Annotated in this window: 1 protein-coding gene; it reads left to right on the top strand. The window is 50.1% G+C overall.

Features of this window, described 5'->3' with window-relative positions:
- Window positions 1–199: 199 nt before the first annotated feature.
- Window positions 200–683: phytanoyl-CoA dioxygenase family protein (locus J4G07_22320; protein ID MCE2416720.1), on the top strand; the 484-nt coding region annotated here is incomplete at its 3' end.

Here is a 683-nt window from a genome sequence, read left to right as displayed (position 1 = left end):
CCCCTATCATTCGCGATTAAATCGTCCCACTTTGGAAACGTAGGAAGGTTTTTAATTTATGGGATCCTCGACTGCGCTCCGCTCCACTTACACGCAGGTTTCTGGTGAGGTCGCAACTGAAATGGGGTGTTCCTCCAGATGTGAGAAAGGCACGTGAAAACCTAATCTCACACTGTTTAACCGTAAGGAAAGTTAAAAAATGAATGCTGACGAAAAATATCTATTCGATCTGAACGGTTACCTTATTATCAAGAACGTGCTAACGCCCGAAGAGGTAGCCCTGGCCAACGAAGCGATTGATAAACATAGTGACCAAGCACGCATCCGCCCCCGGGACCAGACCCTTGATGGCGGCTCCCAAGAACTGAAAGGGGAACAAGGCAGAGGCGAACTCAGCGGTATGCTCAACTGGGAAGAGCCGTGGTGCGACCCGTTCCGACACATGCTCGCACACCCGACACTCGTCCCGTATCTCAATGAGATATTGGGAAAGGGTTTCCGAATGGATCACCAAATGTTTCTGCTTTCAATGGACAAAGGGGCAGAAGGCTTCATTTTTCACGGATCTTCCGGTCCCGGTTTTGATCCGAATCAATACTATATCTTCCGTGACGGACGCATGCACAACGGCTTGACTGTCGTCACATTCCAATTGACAGACGTGCCGCCCGGAGCAGGTGGAT

The sequence above is a fragment of the Candidatus Poribacteria bacterium genome (assembly GCA_021295715.1).
GTDB lineage: Bacteria > Poribacteria > WGA-4E > WGA-4E > WGA-3G > WGA-3G.
The sequence above is the reverse complement of the archived record's forward strand: the minus strand, read 5'-3'. Positions and strand labels throughout refer to the sequence as shown.